The sequence below is a fragment of the Aureibaculum marinum genome (assembly GCF_003813905.1).
Lineage (GTDB): Bacteria > Bacteroidota > Bacteroidia > Flavobacteriales > Flavobacteriaceae > Aureibaculum > Aureibaculum marinum.
The window spans coordinates 148,202-169,709 of the sequence record NZ_RPFJ01000003.1; the positions used below are offsets into that span (position 1 = coordinate 148,202).

General features: G+C 31.5%; 16 protein-coding genes and 1 tRNA gene. 8 read left to right on the forward strand and 9 right to left on the reverse strand.

Annotation, left to right across the window (positions count from 1 at the left end; translation table 11 throughout):
- Nucleotides 1–144 precede the first annotated feature (144 nt).
- From topA to EGM88_RS03645, 7 genes are all read left to right on the forward strand, one after another.
- Nucleotides 145–2,631 (forward strand): type I DNA topoisomerase, encoded by a 2,487-nt coding sequence (gene topA / locus EGM88_RS03615; RefSeq protein ID WP_123896609.1) that lies wholly within the window; start codon nucleotides 145–147, stop codon nucleotides 2,629–2,631.
- Between the two features lie 61 nt (nucleotides 2,632–2,692).
- On the forward strand, nucleotides 2,693–3,850 hold the full coding sequence (locus EGM88_RS03620) for a formimidoylglutamase (protein ID WP_123896610.1): 1,158 nt from the start codon (nucleotides 2,693–2,695) through the stop codon (nucleotides 3,848–3,850).
- 130 nt (nucleotides 3,851–3,980) lie between these two features.
- Complete coding sequence (porK, locus tag EGM88_RS03625) at nucleotides 3,981–5,369, forward strand: T9SS ring complex lipoprotein PorK/GldK (RefSeq protein WP_123896611.1); 1,389 nt, start codon at nucleotides 3,981–3,983, stop codon at nucleotides 5,367–5,369.
- A 138-nt stretch (nucleotides 5,370–5,507) separates the two neighbouring features.
- Nucleotides 5,508–6,158, forward strand: a complete 651-nt coding sequence (porL, locus tag EGM88_RS03630; protein WP_123896612.1) for a type IX secretion system motor protein PorL/GldL — start codon at nucleotides 5,508–5,510, stop codon at nucleotides 6,156–6,158.
- Nucleotides 6,159–6,213: 55 nt separating this feature from the next.
- Nucleotides 6,214–7,758 (forward strand): type IX secretion system motor protein PorM/GldM, encoded by a 1,545-nt coding sequence (porM, locus tag EGM88_RS03635; RefSeq protein ID WP_123896613.1) that lies wholly within the window; start codon nucleotides 6,214–6,216, stop codon nucleotides 7,756–7,758.
- 12 nt (nucleotides 7,759–7,770) lie between these two features.
- On the forward strand, nucleotides 7,771–8,670 hold the full coding sequence (gene porN / locus EGM88_RS03640) for a type IX secretion system ring subunit PorN/GldN (protein ID WP_123896614.1): 900 nt from the start codon (nucleotides 7,771–7,773) through the stop codon (nucleotides 8,668–8,670).
- 158 nt (nucleotides 8,671–8,828) lie between these two features.
- On the forward strand, nucleotides 8,829–9,866 hold the full coding sequence (locus EGM88_RS03645) for an NAD(P)/FAD-dependent oxidoreductase (protein WP_123896615.1): 1,038 nt from the start codon (nucleotides 8,829–8,831) through the stop codon (nucleotides 9,864–9,866).
- A gap of 59 nt (nucleotides 9,867–9,925) precedes the next feature.
- On the opposite strand, the gene odhB is transcribed toward EGM88_RS03645, so the two are convergent.
- The 9 genes from odhB to EGM88_RS03690 all read right to left on the reverse strand — a co-directional run bounded on the left by odhB (nucleotide 9,926) and on the right by EGM88_RS03690 (nucleotide 20,282).
- Entirely contained in the window at nucleotides 9,926–11,140 is a 1,215-nt protein-coding gene (odhB, locus tag EGM88_RS03650; protein WP_123896616.1) for a 2-oxoglutarate dehydrogenase complex dihydrolipoyllysine-residue succinyltransferase, read from the reverse strand.
- Between the two features lie 66 nt (nucleotides 11,141–11,206).
- Nucleotides 11,207–13,945 carry a 2-oxoglutarate dehydrogenase E1 component gene (locus tag EGM88_RS03655; RefSeq protein ID WP_123896617.1) on the reverse strand — a complete coding sequence of 913 codons (2,739 nt, stop codon included), beginning with the start codon at nucleotides 13,943–13,945 and terminating at the stop codon, nucleotides 11,207–11,209.
- Nucleotides 13,946–14,246: 301 nt separating this feature from the next.
- Nucleotides 14,247–14,320: transfer RNA gene (locus EGM88_RS03660), tRNA-Asn, on the reverse strand.
- Nucleotides 14,321–14,493: 173 nt separating this feature from the next.
- A complete protein-coding gene (locus EGM88_RS03665) occupies nucleotides 14,494–15,846 on the reverse strand; it encodes a DEAD/DEAH box helicase (RefSeq protein ID WP_123896660.1) in 1,353 nt (450 codons plus the stop codon).
- A 257-nt stretch (nucleotides 15,847–16,103) separates the two neighbouring features.
- Complete coding sequence (locus tag EGM88_RS03670; RefSeq protein WP_162497538.1) at nucleotides 16,104–17,705, reverse strand: OmpA family protein; 1,602 nt, start codon at nucleotides 17,703–17,705, stop codon at nucleotides 16,104–16,106.
- 222 nt (nucleotides 17,706–17,927) lie between these two features.
- Nucleotides 17,928–18,539 carry a DUF4230 domain-containing protein gene (locus tag EGM88_RS03675; protein WP_123896619.1) on the reverse strand — a complete coding sequence of 204 codons (612 nt, stop codon included), beginning with the start codon at nucleotides 18,537–18,539 and terminating at the stop codon, nucleotides 17,928–17,930.
- An 81-nt stretch (nucleotides 18,540–18,620) separates the two neighbouring features.
- The gene (gene mnmD, locus EGM88_RS03680; protein ID WP_123896620.1) at nucleotides 18,621–19,283 is read right to left on the reverse strand and encodes a tRNA (5-methylaminomethyl-2-thiouridine)(34)-methyltransferase MnmD; all 663 of its coding nucleotides are present in this window, start codon (nucleotides 19,281–19,283) and stop codon (nucleotides 18,621–18,623) included.
- A gap of 1 nt (nucleotide 19,284) precedes the next feature.
- On the reverse strand, nucleotides 19,285–19,722 hold the full coding sequence (locus EGM88_RS03685) for a hypothetical protein (RefSeq protein ID WP_123896621.1): 438 nt from the start codon (nucleotides 19,720–19,722) through the stop codon (nucleotides 19,285–19,287).
- A 65-nt stretch (nucleotides 19,723–19,787) separates the two neighbouring features.
- On the reverse strand, nucleotides 19,788–20,282 hold the full coding sequence (locus EGM88_RS03690; RefSeq protein ID WP_123896622.1) for a DUF4920 domain-containing protein: 495 nt from the start codon (nucleotides 20,280–20,282) through the stop codon (nucleotides 19,788–19,790).
- A gap of 85 nt (nucleotides 20,283–20,367) precedes the next feature.
- Here EGM88_RS03690 and EGM88_RS03695 point away from each other — a divergent pair, with 85 nt between their 5' ends.
- Nucleotides 20,368–21,438 (forward strand): branched-chain amino acid aminotransferase, encoded by a 1,071-nt coding sequence (locus EGM88_RS03695; protein WP_123896623.1) that lies wholly within the window; start codon nucleotides 20,368–20,370, stop codon nucleotides 21,436–21,438.
- The last annotated feature ends 70 nt before the right edge of the window (nucleotides 21,439–21,508 follow it).

The following is a 21,508-nucleotide window of genomic DNA, read 5'->3' on the forward strand; positions in this document are numbered from 1 at the left end:
CTAAAACAACATTAAATAGTTGATTAATGGATTAAAAAAAATAATATTAAAAAATTCTATATACTTTTGCACTTTCAAACTCGTATTCAATTTATAAGTTTTCACGATTTAAAAAGTTGAATTATTAACTATCAATACAAGTCTATGGCAAAAAATCTAGTAATTGTTGAGTCACCTGCGAAAGCAAAAACCATTGAAAAATTTTTAGGTAAAGATTTTCAAGTTGAATCGAGTTATGGCCATATAGCCGATTTACCCTCAAAAGAATTAGGGGTAAATATTGATGATGATTTTAATCCTGAATATATTATTTCGTCTGACAAAAAAGCGGTAGTAAAAAAATTAAGAGATCTTGCCAAAAAAGTTGACACTGTTTGGCTAGCAAGTGATGAGGACCGAGAAGGAGAAGCTATTGCTTGGCATTTATTTGAGCAATTAAAATTAGACGAAGAAAACACCAAACGAATTGTTTTTCACGAAATCACAAAAAATGCCATCCTAAAAGCCGTTGCAAATCCTAGAGGTATTAATTACAATTTAGTTAATGCACAACAAGCAAGACGCGTTTTAGACCGATTGGTAGGTTATGAACTTTCTCCGGTTTTATGGAGAAAAGTAAAAGGCGGACTATCAGCGGGTAGAGTACAATCTGTTGCTGTACGTTTAATTGTTGAACGTGAACGTGATATTGAAAACTTTAAGCCTGTAGCTTCTTATAGAGTTGATGCAGAGTTTAGTAATGAAGAAGGCATGACCTTTAAAGCTAAACTACCAAAAAATTTTAAGACAAGAAAAGAAGCTGAAAAATTCTTAAACTCTTGTATAAATGCTGATTTTAAAGTAGCTGATTTACAAACAAAACCAGCAAAAAAATCTCCAGCTGCACCATTTACAACCTCAACCTTACAACAAGAAGCATCTCGAAAGTTATATTTTCCAGTTGCCAAAACAATGGTAATGGCACAACGCCTTTATGAAGCTGGTCTTATAACTTATATGAGAACTGATAGTGTAAACTTATCTGAAGATGCCAAAAAGGCTGCTGTAGCTGAAATAACAGCCTCTTACGGTGCAAAATACAGTAAACCAAGAAACTTTAAATCAAAATCTAAAGGTGCTCAAGAAGCTCACGAAGCTATTAGACCTACTGATATGACATTACATGAAGTCTCTTTAGGAAAAGATGAAGATAGATTGTACAGCTTAATTTGGAAAAGAACTCTAGCTTCTCAAATGAGTGAAGCTCAGTTAGAGCGTACAAATGTAAAAATCAGTAATTCTAATAATAAAGAAATATTAACTGCCAATGGAGAGGTAGTTACTTTTGATGGATTTTTAAAAGTTTATTTGGAAGGTACCGATAATGAAGATGAAGAACAAGAAGGAATGTTACCTAAATTGGAACTAAACGAAAAATTAAAAAACAACTACATCACCGCTACTGAACGCTATACAAGACCTCCTGGTAGATTTACCGAAGCCTCTTTGGTGAAACAACTAGAAGAACTAGGTATTGGTCGTCCGTCTACATACGCACCTACAATATCTACAATTCAACGTAGAGAATATGTAGTAAAAGGCTCAATAGATGGTGTAGAAAGAAAGTATACTGAATTAAAATTAAAGTCAAATAAATTATCTGAAAAAGAATTGACAGAAAAAGTTGGTTCTGATAAAGGAAAATTAGTACCAACAGATATTGGTAAAATTGTAAATGATTTTTTAGTAGAACACTTTAAAACAGTTTTAGATTTTGGATTTACTGCTAAAGCTGAAGAAGAATTTGATGAAATAGCAAGAGGAAAAGAAGATTGGACCTCTATGATTAAAGATTTTTATTCTAAATTTCATCCAATAGTTAAAGATGTTGCAGAAAATGCAGAAAGAGCAAAAGGTGAACGTCTTTTAGGTGTAGATCCTGAGTCTGGAAAAAATGTATATGCACGCTTAGGTAGGTTTGGTGCCATGGTTCAAATTGGTGAAGCTACCGATGAAGAAAAACCTAAATTTGCAAGCTTACAAGGTGATCAAACTATTGAAACTGTAACCTATGAAGAAGCAATGGATCTTTTCAAACTACCTAAAACCATAGGAGACTATGAAGGCGAAGAAGTAGTTGTGAATAATGGAAGATTTGGCCCTTATGTAAAATTTGGTAAAAAGTTTATTTCTCTTGACAAAGGTGAAAACCCTATGTCTGTTGATATGGATAGAGCCATAGAGCTTATAAAAGCGAAACAAAAAGCTGATGCTCCGATAGCTCATTATAAAGAATTGCCTGTGCAAAAAGGGGTAGGTAGATTTGGTCCTTTTATAAAATGGAACAACATGTTTATTAACGTAAACAAAAAATACGATTTCGACAATTTATCTCAAGCAGATATAGAAGAGTTGATTGAAGATAAAGTGAGAAAAGAAAAAGAAAAACTTATCCATCATTGGGAAGAAGAAGGTATACGAGTAGAAAAAGCTCGTTGGGGAAGATTTAATATTATCAAAGGAAAGCTAAAAATTGAATTGCCTAAAACCACTAAAGCAGAAAAATTAACTTTAGAAGAAGTGCAAGAAATTATTGAAAAGAAAACCCCAAAGAAAAAAACAAGAAAAAAAGCAGTTAAAAAGAAAAAGTAATTCAATTAAAAATTGTTAAGATAATTCTTAATTTAGAAAAATTCAATTTCAAGACTAAACAATGAGTTTCGAATTCTTAAATCCTGTTGAAGAAGCGGTTGTAGCCCATGCTACTTTACTGTCTAACCAAGCTTTGGGTAAAAAAATTACCATCCATTCTAAACAAAATGGATTGCCTGAATTAGAAGGAGCTCATATTGCTATTGTTGGTGTTTTAGAAGGAAGAAGAGCTGAGGATAATTTCGGTGCAGGAAAAGACTTTAGTGTTATTCGAAAATATTTATACCAATTGTTTCCTGGAAATTGGTTTTCTAAAATAATTGATTTAGGTAACATTCCACAAGGCGAAAACGAAGAAGATACCTACTTTGCATTACAAGAAATAATAACTTATTTAGTAAAAAATAATATTATTCCTATAATTTTAGGTGGCGGACAAGATTTAACCTACGCCAATTATCGTGCTTACGATAATTTAGAACAAATGGTTAACTTAACTACTGTTGACACCAAATTTGATTTAGGACATTTTGAAGATGAAATATCTTCTACTTCTTTTTTAAATAGAATAATTTTAGACAAACCTTGTAATCTATTTAATTATAGTAATATTGGTTATCAAACTTATTTTAATTCTCAAGAAGAAATAGACCTTTTAGAAAAATTATATTTCGATACTTACAGGCTTGGTGAAATTGCTAGTGATGTAAAAATTGTAGAACCCGTTTTACGAGACACTGATGTAGTAAGTATTGACATAGGTTCTATACGAAGAGCAGAAGCTCCTGCCAACAACAATGCCGTACCTAATGGCTTTTATGGCGAAACTATCTGTGCAATTTCAAGATATGCAGGCATTAGTGATAAGGTTTCCTCTTTTGGAATTTACGAATACAATGCCAAATTAGATGAAAAAGATCAAACAGCACATTTGATAGCCCAAATAATATGGTATTTTATAGAAGGCTATAATTTTAGAACAAACGAATATCCTTTTACTTCTAAAAAAGATTATAAAAAATACATCGTCCCTATTGAAGATACTACAATTAATTTCTTCAAAAGCAACAAAAGTGATAGATGGTGGATGGAAGTTGAACATCCTAATAATAAAACTACAAAGAGTACGTTAATACCCTGTACGTATCAAGATTATTTAAGAGCGGGCAATCAAGTTATTCCAGAAAGATGGTGGAAAACTTTTAGAAAATTAAATTAGTTATACACTAAAAATATTTTTTTTGCGTTCTTAAAGTGATTCCACGAAATCAAAATTGTTTTTAATCAAAATAGTTTTAATAAAACAAATAGTATTGTTCCCCTATATAAGGGATACTAAATTTACATTTATGAGAAAAGTAACCGTTTATTTTTTACTTGCTGTATTTGCTTTAGCAACCAGTTGCGGCTCCAGCGATAGAGGTGAGCTAACTGGTGTTAGATCAAAAAAGAAATTTTTCCCGGAAAAACCATTAGGTATGACTTTAATTCCTGGTGGTGCTTTTACTATGGGTAAAACTGATGAAGATATCGCCGGTGCTCTTAATACACCATCTAGAACAGTAACCGTTAGACCATTTTATATGGACGAAACTGAAATTACCAACGCTGAATATAGAGAATTTGTCGTTTGGGTAAGAGATTCTATTGTAAGAACACAATTAGCTCTTCTTGCTGAAGAACAAGGTTTTGGAGCTGCTAGTGCTGACTTAGATGCTGGTCCTTCTAAATCTAGCGACGATGGAATTCAAAAATACAAATTTGCAGAACCTGATACTACAGCCAATGTATATTATAAGTACATGATGGACAATTATGGTAGCTTAGGTGACCTAAACTCTCCAACAGAAGGAAAAGCTTTAAATTGGGAACCTGAACTAATTTGGAATGTAGCAGATTATCCAGACGCTAGTTATGCTGAAGCGATGGACAGTTTATACCTTCCTATAACTGAAGTTTTTGACGGTAAAAGAATTATCAATACAAAAAAATTATTATACCTATACTATACTTTTGATAGAGAAGGTGCTGCAAGAAACAGTAGCAACAGAAAAGATTATATCAAAAAAAATGTAGTAGAAGTTTATCCAGACACCACCGTTTGGGTGAAAGATTTCAACTACTCATATAACGACCCAATGCATCAAGATTATTTCTGGCATCAAGCCTACAATGATTATCCTGTTGTTGGTGTTACATGGTATCAAGCAAAAGCTTTCTGTGACTTTAGAACTCAAAAGAAAAACAGATACTTAGCTAATAAAAAAGGTGGTGGTAGAGTACCAAACTTTAGACTACCAACTGAAACAGAATGGGAATTTGCCGCACGTGGAGGTTTAGAATATGCTAAATACCCATGGGGAGGTCCTTACACAGTAACTGATAGAGGTTGTTTTATGGCCAACTTTAAGCCACAAAGAGGTGATTATGCTGCTGATGGAGCATTATACACCATAGAAGCTAAATCTTATACTCCAAATGACTATGGCCTTTACAACATGGCAGGTAATGTGTCTGAATGGACAGATACTGCATACGACCCAGCTTCATACTACTTAGGATCAACTATGAACCCTAATGTAAACGATAGCAATAACAAAAGAAAAGTTATCCGTGGAGGATCTTGGAAAGATGTAGCCTATTTCTTAGAAGTAAGTACTAGAGATTATGAATACGGAGATTCTGCAAGAAGCTATATAGGTTTTAGAACTGTACAAGATTACATGGGTGTTAAATAATACTTAACTCAGGTAATAAATAGTTAATAAAATTTATAAAGTATTAAATAACAAACAATAATAATTAGTAATAACAAACGTTTAGAGTAAACCAACTAAAATTAATAAATAAATTTAACCCAAAAAAAGAAAAAAATTATGGCACAATCATTAAAAAAGAAAAAGTTGATGAACATGGTCTACGGACTAGGAGCTTCTGTTGTATTAGTAGGAGCATTATTCAAAATCTTACACTTTAGTATCGGACCTTTAACAGGTGGAGTTATGTTAACTATCGGACTTTTAACAGAAGCATTAATATTTTTCTTCTCTGCTTTTGAACCTGTAGAAGAAGACTTAGACTGGTCTTTAGTATATCCTGAATTAGCAGGTGGTTCTAGCTCAGATCGTGCTTCTAATAAAGGAGGTGGAGATGCAGAAAGCTTGTTATCAGAAAAATTAGATAATATGTTAGCTGAAGCAAACCTTGATTCTGAAAAAATGGGAAGATTAGCTAGTAGCATTGAAAACTTTGCTGGTGCTGCAGAAAATATTGCTCCAGCAGCAAACTCAGTTGCCGCAACAAGTAAATACAGTGAGCAATTATCTTTAGCTGCTTCTAATATGGAATCTTTAAACAGTCTGTATCAAGTACAATACGAAAGTGCAGCGAAACAATCTGAATTAAGTCAAGCTGTTGCTGAAAATACTGAAAGACTTAAAGATCAAATGGAATCTTTAGCTACGAACTTATCATCTTTAAATGGTGTTTATGGAGGTATGCTATCTGCAATGTCTAATAGAAACTAATTAGCACGTAATAAGTAATTTAACCCAACTATTAATTAAAACTAATTAGAAAAAAATGGCAGGAGGCAAATTATCACCAAGGCAGAAAATGATTAACTTAATGTATTTGGTATTTATCGCTATGTTAGCAATGAATATGTCAAAACAAGTTTTATCTGCTTTTGGTTTCATGAACGAAAAACTGACAGCATCTAACGTGTCAGCGGAAAAACAAAATGCAGCTACTTACGCTAACTTGGCTACTAAAGCAGCCGATCAACCGGAGAAGTATGCAGAACACAATACCAATGCTCAAAAAGTACAAGCTTTATCATTAGACTTTAATGCTCATCTTGAAAAAATGAAAGAAGAGTTATTAGCTGGTGTTGAAGATCCTACTAACTATGAGACAATGGATAGTGAAAATGCTGGGAATGAATATTTCTTCAAAGGAGAAACATTAACCGAAGCAGGTCAAACATTCTTAGACAAATTGAATACTTACCGTAATGAAGTTATTACTATTTTAGGCGATGATTATAAAGATATTGCGGAAAAAGTAAATGTTCGATTTGACACGTCTGATCAAAAATTAAAAGACGGAGAAGGTACTCAACCATGGATAAATAATCGTTTTGAAGGTTTTCCTTTAATTACAACGATTACCAACTTAACTCAAATGCAAGCGGATATTAAAACCACTGAAAATGAGATGCTAATGGCAATGGTACAAGGTCAATTAGAAAGTGACGTATCAATGAGAAATTATACTACAATTTTAGTACCCGACAACCCTGCAACTTTACAAGGTGCAAACTTTAAAGGTAAAATTGTATTAGGTAAATATGACGCAACATTAAAACCAACTAAAGTAATTGTAAATGGTAAAGAAATCACTAACATTGAAGGTGGTGGTGCTGTTTTAGATTTCCCAGCTGGTAATGTTGGTGAGAATGACATAAAAGGTGAGTTTGTATTTAAAGAAGGTGATTCTTTAGTTAGACTACCTATCAACACTAAATATGCAGTAGTTGCTAAACCTAACAGTGCAGTAATTTCAGCTGATAAAATGAATGTTGTGTATAGAGGTGTTGCAAACCCTATTACAATCTCAATGCCAGGTGTTCCTGACAATTCAATTACGGCTAATGCTCCAGGTTTACGTAAAGCAAGTGGTTTAGGTAAATACATTATGAATCCAGGTAAAGGTACTTCAGTTAAAATTAATGTTACTGGTAAATTGCCTGATGGTTCTACTGTAACTTCTGGACAAACGTTTAGAATTAAAGACATCCCTGCTCCTTCTGCAGCAGTAAGAGGTAGCCAATATGGGGTTGTTAAAATGCCTAAGACATCTTTACAGAAAATGAGTATCTCTGCTATTATTCCAGACTTTGAGTTTGATTTAAAAATTGGAGTATCAGGATTTAGTGTAAAAGTTGACGGTTCACCAACTGTTAAAGTTAAAGGTACTAAATTTAATGCAGCCGCTATAAGAGCTTTAAGTAAAGCAAGAAAAGGCGATATGGTTACAATATTTGATGTAAAAGCATCGTTAACAGGTAACAGTGGTTATTACTTAAAGAAAGTACAACCATTAACTGTAGAATTAACAAATTAAAAAATAGATATTATGAATTGGAGAGGTTTTTTAGTAGTGTGTGTTGTGGTCTTGGCAACAAACTCAATATATGCACAAGCTAACTTGCTAAACGCAAAGATTCCTGAAGAAATTGGGATGAAAACAGCAGAACAATTAGCAGCTGATAATGACGGGCCATTACCTTACGGTTATATAGATGATAGAGATATCCTTTGGTCTAAAGTTGTATGGGAATACATAGATTTGAATGAAAAAATTAATTTACCATTCTATTACCCAATAGACACAAACAACATTAGCTCTAGTAGAAGATCTCTTTATGACACTTTACTAAGAGGTATCAAAAGTGGTGAAATTGCAGATGTGTACGATGATTCTTACTTTGAAAACAAATTAACTTTCAAAGAAATTCAAGCTCGTTTATCTAGAGTTGACACTAGTGATGCTGGTATAGAATTATTAAATGCTGGTGAAGAAATTACCGACGAATATGTAGATAGAGTTGATTTAACTGCTGGTGATATTGCCGGACTTAAAATCAAAGGTGTATGGTATTTCGATAAAAGACAAGGTGAGTTAAAATACAGATTATTAGGTATTGCACCTGTTGCACCAGATGTAAATTTTATGGGCATGGGAGAAACGTCAATGGATGAACTTGTAGAGTTATTCTGGGTATGGTATCCTGGAGCTAGAGAAGTAACCCACGCAATGAAAGTGTTTAACAATAAAAATTCTGCTTTCCCTTTATCTTATGATCACTTATTAAATGCTAGACGTTTTGTTGCTAGTATTTATAGAGAAGAGAACATATATGGCAATAGAGATGTTGCAGAATATATAAAAGGAAATGCATTATTCCAAGTGCTAGAAGCTGATAGACTAAAAGAAGATATCAGAAATAAAGAACTAGACATGTGGAATTATTAATAAGTTCACTGTAGTATATCTGAAAAGCTTCTACTCTTAATTGAGTAGGAGTTTTTTTTTGTTTAAAAGAAATATATTAACTCTTTTTAAGTCAAAATTGGTGTTTCATTTCCTATTCTAAAATAGGTAATTTTTCTTTTTATAATTACCTTTACATTATGAATGTAGATTATATAATTGTAGGTCTTGGATTAGCAGGATTGGCTTTTGCTGAAGAATTGAAATGTAATAACAAATCTTTCATTATTTATGAAGATTATTCTCAAAACTCTTCTCGTGTAGCAGGTGGAGCTTATAATCCTGTTATTTTAAAACGATTTACTCCTGTTTGGGATGCTTTTGATCAATTGGAAATTGCAATTCCCTTTTATAAAACTTTAGAAAAAAAATTAAAAGTAAAAATAGATTCTCCATTAGATATTTATCGAATTTTTACTTCGGTTGAAGAGCAAAATAATTGGTTTAATGCTTGTGACAAACCTTTTTTTAGTAATTATATGATTCCTAAAATCATAAAAAACACAAACAAAAGTATTCATGCTCCTTTTGGATTTGGTAAAATAACAAACACTGGAAAAATTGACACTGAACTATTATTAAATACATACAGAACCTATTTACAAGAAACTAATCAGTTGTTAAATGAACGTTTTGATTATTCTAAAATTAGTTTTACTGGTGATTTAATACAATACAATAATATCACTTCAAAAAAAATTGTTTTTTGTGAAGGTTTTGGTGTGGTTAAAAATCCTTATTTCAAAACAGTACCATTAAAAGAAGCGAAAGGTGAATTGCTAACCATCCACTCCCCTAATCTCAACATTAAATCTATTATAAAATCTTCTGTATTTATTATGCCATTAGATAATGACAATTATTTAGTAGGTGCAACTTTTAACTGGAAAGATAAAACATTAAAACCAACACTGGAGGCCAAAAGAGATTTGGAGACTAAATTACAAAAAATTATTACTGTACCCTATAAAGTTATAAATCAGAAAGCAGGAATTAGGCCTACTGTAAAAGATAGAAGACCAATAATAGGCAAACACCCGAAACATCCTCAACTGGCAATTTTAAACGGGTTAGGCACAAGAGGTGTAATGTTAGCTCCAAAAATGGCTTATCAACTTTACCATCATTTAGAAAATAATAAAAATTTAAGTAAAGAAGTTGACCTTGCTAGATTTTAAAAAATAAAAAGCCCAAAATTCATTAGAATTTTGGGCTTTTTACATCTATAAATGTAATATTACATCTCTAAAGCTTTTTTAGGATTTCCATCCATAAGCAATTCTACAGGGTTTTCTAACGCTTCTTTAACTGCTACTAAAAACCCAACAGACTCTCTACCATCTATAATTCGGTGATCGTAAGACAAGGCTACATACATAATTGGTCTAATTGTAACTGCCCCATTTATGGCTACAGGTCTTTCTACTATATTATGCATACCTAAAATAGCACTTTGAGGTGGATTAATAATTGGAGTAGACAACATTGAGCCAAATACTCCACCATTTGTAATAGTAAAAGTACCTCCAGTCATTTCATCAACTGTAATTTCTCCTTCTCTAGCACGTATAGCCAAACGTTTAACCTCAGCTTCAACACCTCTAAATGTTAAATTTTCCGCATTTCTAATTACAGGCACCATTAATCCTTTAGGTCCAGAAACTGCAATTGAAATATCTTGAAAATCATAAGAAACTTTATAGTCTCCATCAATCATAGAGTTAACATCAGGATATAGTTGTAATGCTCTTACTACAGCTTTGGTAAAAAAGCTCATAAACCCTAAACCAACCCCATGTCTTTCTTTAAAAGCCTCTTTATATTCATTACGTAAATCAAATATAGGTTTCATATCTACTTCGTTAAAAGTAGTAAGCATTGCAGTTTCATTTTTAACAGACACTAAACGCTCTGCAACTTTACGACGCAACATTGATAATTTTTTACGCTCAGAGCCTCTTACGCCACCTGTAGAAGGTGACCCCATACTTGGGGTGGCTTTAATTGCGTCATCTTTTGTAATTCTTCCATCTTTACCAGTTCCTTTTATGGAAGTTGCAGAAATTCCTTTTTCTGCTAATATCTTTTTAGCTGCTGGTGAAGCTGCTCCACTAGCATAAGTTTCTTTCTTTTCAATTTCCACAGTTTTTTCTACCTTTTTAGCTGGCTCTTCTTTTGCAGCTTCTTTTTGTGGACTAGCACCATCAGGCTTTTTAGCACTGGTATCAATTAGACACACAACGGCACCAACGGCAACAGCATCACCTTCTTCTGCTTTTAATGTAATGATACCACTTTCCTCCGCAGGCAACTCTAATGTTGCTTTATCAGAGTCTACCTCTGCAATAGCCTGATCTTTTTCTACATAATCACCATCTTCTACCAACCAAGTGGCTATTTCTACTTCGGTAATCGATTCGCCCGGTGAAGGGACTTTCATTTCTAAAATCATAATTGTTTAAATTATCAATATTCAAATTCCTATCAAAAATAATGGAATTTATTAATTATTTTATATTTATTTATCAAAAACTGAATCTATAACTCGTTGCTGTCTTCTTTTAAATCTAGTACTAGATCCTGCTGCAGGCACAGCATAAAATGGTCTACTTGCAACTTCTAATTTTACCAAAGTAAAACGTTGTAACATATAACTCCAAGCTCCCATATTTTGAGGCTCTTCTTGAGCCCAAACATATCTTTCAACATTTTTATACTGATTAATAATACTTTGAATTTTTTCTAAATCTAAAGGAAAAAGTTGTTCTATTCTGATTAATGCAACATCTTCTCTTGCTAATTCTTCACGAGCAGCTAGTAAATCATAATAAAATTTACCTGTACAGAATACTATTTTTTTAATTTTCTTTTTATCTACATTATCATCAATTACCGTTTGAAATTCACCTTTTGCTAAATCATTAAGTTTTGATATTGCTTTTGGATGACGTAATAAACTTTTAGGCGTAAAAACAATTAAAGGCTTTCTATAATTACGTTTCATTTGACGCCTTAATAAATGATAAAAATTGGCTGGAGTTGTACAATCCGCAACAGTCATATTATGATTTGCACATAATTGTAGGTAACGTTCCATTCTAGCTGAAGAGTGTTCAGAACCTTGCCCTTCGTAACCATGTGGTAATAATACAACGATACCATTTTGGAGTTTCCACTTATCTTCGGCTGCTGACATGTATTGGTCAAATATAATTTGAGCACCATTACTAAAATCACCAAATTGTGCCTCCCATATGGTTAATGTATTTGGGTTAGCCATAGCATAACCATAATCAAAGCCTAATACTCCATACTCCGATAACAATGAATTATAAATGGTCATCTTACCCTTATTATTCGGATTGCTATTTAGTAAATTTATGCGTTCTTCTGTTACTTCATCACGTAAAATAGCATGTCTATGACTAAAAGTACCACGCTCAACATCTTGACCTGAAATTCTAACATTAAAACCTTCTTCTAATAGAGAGCCATAAGCTAAGGTTTCTGCCATACCCCAATCTAATGTATCTGCTTCTATCATCTTAGCTCTGTCATTTAAAATACGAATAGCTTTTCTAACAAAATTAGCTCCTTCGGGTACATGTGATACTACATCAGCAATACCTTTTAAATTTTTAATGGAATATTTAGTGTTAACAGGTTTTAACATTTCATTAGAATCTGCTTTAACAAAACCTTGCCAAGTACTTTCCATAAAAGGCTTTACTACTGAACTTGTGTCGTCCTTAGATTTTAAATATTCACTTTCAAGGAATGATTTATACTCGTTATGTATTTTATCTACATAAGCCTGATCTACAGTTTTTTCTTCTAATAATTTAGCAACATAAATTTCTTTAGGATTTCTATGTTTGGCTATCGTTTTATATAATTTTGGTTGCGTAAAACGAGGTTCATCGCCTTCATTATGACCATATTTTCTATATCCAAGTAAATCGATAAAAACATCACGTTTAAACTTCATTCTGAACGCCAATGCCAATTCTGTAGCATGCACTACAGCTTCAGCATCGTCTGCATTTACATGCAACACCGGAGACAAAGTTACTTTACCAACATCTGTACAATAAGTACTAGATCTTGCATCTAAATAATTAGTAGTAAAACCAATCTGATTATTTACAACAATATGAATAGTTCCTCCAGTTTTATAGCCATTTAACTTAGCCATTTGAATAACTTCATAAACAATACCTTGACCAGCAATTGCTGCATCTCCATGAACTAAAATTGGTAATATTTTAGAGGAATCTCCATTATATTTTCTGTCTATTTTGGCTCTAACAATTCCCTCAGCTACCGCATCAACTGTTTCTAAATGAGATGGATTTGGAACCAAGTTCATTTTTATCTCTTTACCATTTTGATAAGTTTTATTCAACGTTAAACCCATATGGTATTTTACATCACCATCAATAGTATCATCTTCAAAATCTTTACCCTCAAATTCGCTAAATAATTCTCTTACCGGCTTTCTAAAAATATTTGTAAGCGTATTTAAACGACCTCTATGAGCCATCCCTAAAACACATTCTTCTAACTGATATTCATTAACAGCCTGATAAAGCATATTACTAATAGCAGGAATAAGAGCTTCTCCTCCTTCTAAAGAAAAACGTTTTTGCCCTACATATTTCGTTTGTAAAAACTGTTCAAAAGTAACAGATTGATTTAATTTTGAAAGAATATATTTTTTCTTTTCAACATCGTATTTTGGATAGTTATCATTTACATTTAACTTATCTTGCCACCACTTAATTTCTTCTGGTTTACGAATATACATATATTCAACCCCAATAGAGTCACAATAAATAGCTTCAAGATGTTTAATAATATCTCTTAAAGAGGCATTACCAATACCTAAAATTTTACCTGCATCAAATATAGTATCTAAATCATTTTCTGACAGTCCAAAATTCTCTAAGGCTAACGTAGGTGTATATTTTCTACGCTCACGTACTGGATTTGTTTTTGTAAACAAATGTCCTCTAGAACGGTAACCGTTTATTAATTCTATAACCTGAAATTCCTTTTGAACTAATTCTGGAACTTCAAATTCTACATTATTGTTTTTTGTTTCGCCATCTAAACTATAATCAGTATTGGCAAGATCGTAACCTTGAAAAAAACTTCTCCAACTTGGTTCTACAGCATCAGGATTTGATAAATATTTCTGATACAAATCTTCAATAAAACCTGTGTGAGCTGCATTTAAGAATGAAAACCTATCCATTAATTTTTAAATATAAAATATGAACTACAAAAATACAACTTTTACGCATATAAAATAATATTGAAGCCATGGATAACAATAAGATTTAACAAAAATTAAAGATTCTAAGTAATTGAGATATATTTGAACTTTAAGTTTGAATTAATTGAGTATAAAAAAGGTATCTCTAACCACAACTATATCTTTCTCTTATGACATAATTAGAAGTAACAGTTGCTATAACTAAAACGAAGTAGCATACTCAAATAGCGACATGTAGTCAAAAAAAAAACCAACCTAACGGTTGGTTTTTTTTATTTTGCTCCCCCTCTTGGGCTCGAACCAAGGACCCTCTGATTAACAGTCAGATGCTCTAACCAACTGAGCTAAGGAGGAATGTTTCTCTTTCTTTAAATTTTCAGGATGCAAATATAAATGTTTTTCTATTTCTTACAACAATAAATGCAATAATTTTTTTAAAAAAATTTAGTCTAAAAATGATGAGTATTTATTATCAACGTTTTAACCTAATTTAAGGTTCTTATTTATGATAAAAAAAATTTAAAATATTACTTCTTTTTATTCCGTTTGTTATAATTTTTATCTCCTCTAGTTTTTGGTTTCTTGTATTTCGCAGCAATTTTATATTGATAAGAGCCTCCTTTATTAACTTTTTTATTTTTATCAGATTTTTCATGAAACCCTGAACCTAAAGATTCGTCTCTTTTTTTTATCTGATTTTTAGATTCAATAGTTTTGGGTTGCTCTTCGGGTATTAATTTTTTAGATATTTCGACATTTTCAGGTAATGAAACTTCCTTTATTTTAATTCCCATTAAATGTTCAATGGCATTTTTATAATCATGTTCCTTTTCTGTATAAAACAAAAGGCTTTCTCCTTTATGTGCTGCTCGTCCGGTTCTACCAATACGATGCATATAATTTTCTGGAAATTTAGGAGTATCAAAATTTATTACATGCGAAATTTCATCTAAATCCAGACCACGTGCCATTACATCTGTAGTTACTAAAATTCTATTGTCTCCTTGATTAAATTGCTTCATGGAACGCAATCTATAATTTTGTGTTTTGTTAGAATGTATTACACACAGTTCGTTATTATAAAATTCGTCTAATGACTCAAATAAACGATCTGCATTGCGTTTATTTGAAACGAATATTAATACTTTTTTATAGGTTGATACATCTTTTAAAAGAGAAACCAATAAATTTACCTTTGTATAAAAATTAGGAACAGCATAACAACGTTGCATTATATTATCTAATGGCGTACCACTTAAAGCAATAGTTATTTTAACTGGTGCAATAAAAAAATCATTAATCAATACATCTACATCTTCAGTCATTGTTGCCGAAAACATAATATTCTGTCGGTTTGCAGGTAACAAATCAAATAAATTGGTTAACTGAAAGCGAAACCCTAAATCGAGCATAACATCAACCTCATCAATCACTAACTTTTTAACAGCTTTTAATGTCAATGCTCTACTCAATACTAAATCATACAACCTTCCTGGTGTTGCCACAATAATATCACACCCTTGTTCTAGCATTGCTTTTTGAGCATTTATATTGGTACCACCATATATTTCAAAAACTCTATGATTAAGATATTTTCCGAATTTATTAATCTCACCTGCAACTTGAACCACCAGTTCTCGAGTAGGAACTAAAACAAGAACACGAGGATGCTTTTCTTTAGAAAATTTAAGTTGTTGTAAAATTGGTAAAAGATATGCCAAGGTTTTTCCAGTACCTGTTTGAGCAATACCAACAACATTTTTACCAGAAGCAATTACTGAAAACGCTTTAGATTGTATAGGAGTTGGTGTTATAAACCCAAAATCGTCTAAGGCATTACTTAGTTGTTTTGAAATCTTAAATTCATCAAAAGATTGTATCATAATATATTTTGTCGCAAAAGTACGGTTTTGAAATCATCTTGCCCTTTACTTTTTATTTAACAATTATTATCTGAAATACTAATTTAACATTATTACTCTTTTTTACAACAGTAAAAGTGCCTCATTTTAGATTAAACAAACAACTGATTTACTATTAAACAAACTCAACGACTAGTAATTCTATTTTTTTATAAAAAAAAACCATCCCAAAAATGGGATGGTTTTTCACTATTACTTTCTTTCTCTATTATCTATTATTCAATAACGGTTTCTTCAACCTCTTCTTTTACAACAGAGAAGTTTGTACGTCTATTTAATTGGTGTTCCTCCTTAGAACATTTAACTCCGTCAGAACATTTATTAACCAATTGAGATTCTCCTAAACCTTCGCTAGTTAATCTTTCTGGAGCAATTCCTTTAGCAATCATATACTCTACTGTAGATTTTGCTCTACGTTCAGATAATTTCTGGTTATATGATTTTGTTCCTCTAGAATCTGTATGAGAAGTTGCATGAATTTTAAGATCTGGATATTTATTCATCACCTCAATTACTTTATCTAACTCAAGTGCAGCATCAGGGCGAATATTATGCTTATCAAAATCAAAATAGATAACATTAATATTAACCAATACCTCGTCACCAATAAGTTTAAATTCAGACTCTAAATCTAAATTTTGTACTATAGCTGGTGCATCAAGATCGTTAACTGTAGTCACTTCTTTTTCTAATTTTAAATACCCGTCATTAGTTCCTACAATCGTATATTCACTATTACAAGGTACATCAAAACTATACTCTGCAGTATCTTCACTAGCTGCGGTTATCTGTAATTGATTACCTTCACTATCTAAAATTGCCACTAAAGCACCAGGCAATAATTCTTTAGTATCTCTATCTCTTACAACACCTCTAACAGTTTGTAAACATTCAATGTATATTTTTTCATCGACTTTAAAAGAGTAGATATCATCATCCCCTTTCCCTTCCTTTCTGTTTGAAGAAAAATAACCTTGTGTTTCGTCTCTTAAGATATAAGCAAAATCATCTTTTGGACTGTTTAGTGGTTCGCCTAAATTTATTGGTTCAGATACGGTATTATCATAAATTTTACTAGCAAAAATATCCAAATTACCAAAACCTGCATGTCCATTTGAAGAGAAAAACAACATGTTGTCATCATCTATATGAGGAAACATTTCACGCTCTTCGGTATTAATTCTATTCCCCATATTTCTTGGTTCACTATAAGTACCATCTGGTAAAATATCTACTACCCAAATATCAGTTTTACCAATAGAACCAGGTCTATCAGATACAAAATATAATTTTTTCTCCTCTTTATCTAATGTTGGTAATCCTGTTGAGAAATCGTCACTATTAAATTCTAATTTTTGAACATTACTCCATATATAATTACTTTCTACATCAGCTTTATAAAGTTGAATGTTGCTTAAACCATTCCTTCCTTTAATAGCCTTACCTTTTTCATCGTAATTATTACCTGAAAAATAAACAGTTTTTAAATCTTTAGTGAATGTTACACTAGCTTCGTGATATTTTCTATTCACTTCACCACGTAAACTTTGTTTATTAATAATTTGTCCTGTACTGTCAATATCACCAATAAATAAATCTAAAAAAGGCTGGTCGTTACCTTCCCAGTTTCTTCTAACAATGGCAACTTTTTCTGTAGGAGAAGCAAAAATAACTTTATCTTTTCCATAAAAATTCAAGCCAAAGTCAGCATTTTTGGTATTAACATTTAACAACCTAATACTGTGTTTACCAGGTGATGATTGTGCAGCCATTAAAAATGTGCATAACAATAAACTGAGCGTAATTATTTTTTTCATATCATTTTTTTTTAACATAAATTATATTATTCCACTTATTATAATTTCTGAATTCAAAGTAAATTATAGCTTTTAAAAAAGCCTCTGATTTAAAAAAACAAATTTAACAAATATAATTTAACACTTATTATAAGTTGGCATAGGTTTTGTTAAAACAAGCAACAGAAAGCGTTTTTAACTGAATATTAGACAGTTAACACATTTTACATTTATTAAATAGTGCTATTTTCTTCCTTCTATTCTAGGTTTTTCATTAAATTCAAGACCATTATAATCCAATTTCCATCCAAAAGTACCAACCATTTGTTCAATAATTTTAACAGTATCTAGTGCTTTTGAAGTTGCCGAAGATAACAATTCACTTTCTGGAATTTTTTCCTCAATATTCATTCTTACCTTTTTATTTAGATTACTCAAATCAGACGCCGCAAATTTATTAAAGTATCCATGTTTTACATCATAGTACTGAATATCTGTTTCAATACTTAATATTTCTGGTTCCGGAAAGTGTTCTAAAATTAACTTTTTCTTTTCAGGAATGGATTGCAATTTTATTTTTTTCATATCAAAACCTATCATTACCTTGGCATTAGCAAGAACAATAGCTTTTCTTTTACTACTTATTAAGTTTAATAGCACACCTTTTACGTCTTCAAAATGCATTATTTCAGAAAAATCCCCCTCTACGGTTATCATTTTTGAAACGTTTCTTATTTTTTCTAATAGTACTACAGACTGTTCCTCTGATTTATTTTTAGTAAATCTGTTGCTAAAAATTAGAACAATTACACCTAATATTATAATGCCTAAAAGTAACCCTAAAATAAATTCCATTTGGTTAAATTATTTACGCTAATTTTTCTTTTAAAATTTAAACTTTTCTCCCTAACTCTATCTTCAAGTTACTATTCTTAATTATTTTATTGCCCGCAACATCTCTCTTTTACCAGGAGGCCCCGACAACCTTTCTACTTTAAAACCGACCTCTTGCATGGCTCTTCTGACACTTCCTTTTGCAGAATAGGTCACCAAAATTCCATTTTGCTTTAAAGCATTATACATTTTTCTAAAAATTTTCACCGTCCATAACTCAGGTTGTACTCTAGCTCCAAAAGCATCAAAATAAATTAGATTGTAGGTAGTTAAATCTTCAATATCACTAAAAAACTGTTGTTTTTTATACAGAGTAAAACAATCAGAAATATAATGTTTCTTTTCCCAAGAAAGCTCATGTAGTTTATTAAAAATAGTTTTATCGGTTTCAGCATTTAATTCCGATATATAATTCAATTTACTAATCTCTTCCTGAATAACAGGATAGGCTTCTATACCTACATAATCTATTTTATAGTTATTTTTTTTAGTTTCTAAATAGGTAATAAATGCATTTAACCCAGTACCAAATCCTATTTCTAAAATAGAAATATTTTGACCTGAATGAAACTGTTTTAAGCCTCTCTCTATAAAAACATGATAAGCCTCTTGTATTGCACCATGCTTTGAATGATATTGTTCATTCAATTCAGGAAGGTGAATTGTAGTAGAACCATCTGAAGTTATAATAATTTCTCTTTCCAAACTAATTTATCAATAGCTTTTTAATCTTTGGGATGGGACCAGTGCATCTTGTTTGATGACACTGTATACAACTATTTATGGATTGATTAAAATAAAAAGCTGTTGAATCTGATGTGGTTGAAAATGTGGCTTTTTGATAATTTATAAACTCAACTGCCAAGCTATCAAACTCCACATCACGATCATCTGGATCTGTCAATACCGCTTTATGAATATTTACAAATTCTTCAGGAAACGACAATAAACTATCCTTATTAATAATTCTCGCTTTTGTAACTTTATTAAACTCATACATTTGACGCATTAGCAATGCCATTTCTGAAGGCTCATACATTTGCATTTCTTCAGCTTTATTTTCTTTTTCAGCCTTTTCTGATTTAGCACAAGACGTCAGAAAAAAAAGAGTAATTAATAAAAATAACAATTGTCTTATCCTCATTTAGTGTAATTAAAGTAAGTTTATTTTATCAATTTTAGTATAAAAATGAACACCAATTATTTAGATTAAGGTTTCATTAAAACACCATCAGCCTCAAATGCATAAGTAATTTTAGGTTCGGTAATTTTAGCTATTTCTTCTTCTGATTTACCAGCATCTTTAGCATAATGTTGTAATTCTTCTACAGAAATTTCAGTTACATAAGCTCTACCATCTACAATCACTTCTTTGTTATCAGAATCTAAAGGCATAAAAAAACCATAATCTGTAAAGCGAACCATAGATTCTTTATCATTACCTAAATCTAACTTCATCCAACATCCTTTCTTTTTACAAACTTCGTTAATATTAGAGGCAAATTTAACTGCTATCGTATCTCCAGACTTTAAATTTTCAAATTTAGCAGCCATCTCTTCTTTTGAAATAACATTTTCATCGGTTATTTTTTCACCAAATGAAGCATAAGCAATTTCTGATTGCTCTTTATTGTCTACCTCTTTCTTTTCTTCTTTACAAGCAATAAATGCTAAAAAACAAGTTAAGATTATTAATTTTCGCATAATGAATTTATTTTTTACACAAAAATATAGTTTTAAAGTTAATTTTCACTAAGAATGGCTATTTTTGTTAACTAAATTAAGCATTATGAGTACAGGAACTTCGATAAATTTAAAGGTAGAGAAAACCAAGAACTCCAAACTTTCTCAAATCGATTTTAATAATTTACCTTTTGGTCAAACTTTTTCTGATCACATGTTTGTTTGTGATTATAAAGATGGAAAATGGCAAACGCCACAAATTATTCCCTATCAAAACATCAGTTTAGACCCTGCTGCCAAGATTTTTCATTATGGACAATCTGTTTTTGAAGGAATGAAAGCCTATAAAGATGATCAAGATCAGATTTGGTTATTTAGACCCTTAGAAAATCAAAAACGTATTAACATTTCTTCAGAAAGGCTTGCAATGCCTGCATTTCCTAAGAACTATTTTATGGAAGGTTTAGAAACTTTATTAAAAATTGATAAAGAATGGATTCCGCAAACACCAGGAAGCTCGTTATATATAAGACCTTTTATTTTTGCTACTGGAGTTGGGTTTCATGCATCACCTGCAGATGAATATAAATTTATTATAGCATGTGCACCTTCTGGACCTTATTTTTCAGGAAATGTAAAAGTATTAATTGAAGAAAAATATTCACGATCAGCTAATGGTGGTGTTGGTTTTGCAAAAGCTGGTGGTAACTATGCAGGACAATTTTATCCAACTGAACTTGCAGTAAAAAAAGGATACCATCAAGTAATTTGGACTGATGACAATACACACGAATATATTGAAGAGGCTGGAGCCATGAATATTTTCGTTAGAATTGGTGATACTTTAATTACTAGTCCTACGAGTGATAGAATATTAGATGGTGTTACGCGAAAAAGTATTTTAGACATCGCCAAAGACGAAAATATACCTGTTGAAGTAAGAAAATTTACAGTTACTGAACTAGTAGAAGCTTCTAAAAATGGTACCTTAAAAGAAATGTTTGGTGCTGGTACAGCTGCTGTAGTTTCTCCAATTTCATTATTTGGTCATAAAGGTGAAAATTACGAATTGCCTGAAATTGAAAACAGTTACGCTTCAAGATTTAAGAAACGAATTACCGACATTCAATACAACAGAGCTGAAGATAAATTTGGTTGGAGGTATTTGGTAAAATAACCATTAACAAAATTAATAAAAAAAAGGCAACTCTTTACAGCACAAAGTTTTGCCTTTTTTTGTATATAAA